The sequence below is a fragment of the Streptomyces sp. iso_384 genome, from assembly GCF_056172905.1.
Genome location: NZ_JBWBTT010000039.1, coordinates 1 through 936, shown reverse-complemented (window position 1 = coordinate 936; position 936 = coordinate 1). Strand labels below are relative to the sequence as shown.

General features: G+C 67.1%; 2 protein-coding genes. Both read left to right on the top strand.

The window, feature by feature from the left end; translation table 11 throughout:
* Positions 1-551 (top strand): hypothetical protein (locus tag AC0VY3_RS38285; protein WP_475552067.1); only part of this gene is annotated, 551 nt, incomplete at its 5' end.
* The coding region (locus AC0VY3_RS38280; RefSeq protein WP_475552066.1) for a MarR family transcriptional regulator at positions 548-936 on the top strand (389 nt) is incomplete at its 3' end. The genes AC0VY3_RS38285 and AC0VY3_RS38280, both read left to right, overlap by 4 nt.

The following is a 936-nucleotide window of genomic DNA, read 5'->3' as shown; positions in this document are numbered from 1 at the left end:
CGCTGGACAGCGAGCGGAAGTCGCTGGAGTTCTATGGGCCGCCGGACCAGCCGAACGCGTTCTCCATGGACAGCCTGGAGTTCTTCCTCGTCATCGCGCAGTTCTTCCGCGAGGCGCTGCCGCTCCGGCTGATCCTGCTGATGATCGCGTGCCAGAAGGCCGGCGGACGCATCCCTCTGACCCAGGACGAGATGGCCCACGTCCTGGACGTCACGCGCACCAAGGTGAACGAGGCCCTCAAGGAAGTCATGGGCCACGGGATCGTGTTCCGGGTGAAGCGCGGCGTCTACCAGTTCAACCCGCCCTACTCCTACCGGGTCGCCGAGTTCATTCCGGGCACGGAGACCACGGACGCGCAGTACATCCGAGTCGACCAGCACGAGACCATTGCCAAGATCCGGTCGGATGAGAGCCTGCCCGACCTGGTTCGCTTCCCCTCGCTGGAGCGAATGCGCCAGGAGATCGAGCAGATGCGCGAGGAGCGGGCGAAGATGCGTGCTGAGCGCCGCCAGGAGCGGGTACAGCAGAAGGAGAAGGGGGCCGAACAGTGAGCGGTCTGCATTTCGCCGCGGTGAACGCGGAAGGCGTCGTCGCCGATCTGGACCTGCTGCCCGCGGCCTACCGCGTGCTGCTGAAGATGCGCGCCCACAGCGAGCCGGGCGGCCGGATCGAAGTCGAGCAGGCCACCCTCGCGAAGATGCTCAAGCTGAGCCGGACCGCCGTGAACGCCGCGCTCCGCGACCTGGACCTGGCGCTGCTGGTCAAGAAGCAGCGGGCTGGCGTCTACCAGCTCAACGCCATGCTCGCCGGCTACCTTTCCCCCGAGGACGCCATCGCGGCCGTCAAGGCGATGCCGAAGGACGAGCGGCTGAACGCGCCCGGTTTCGTGGAGCGCTACCGGAAGGCCGTGGAGGCCTACCAGGACCAGCTCGCCGA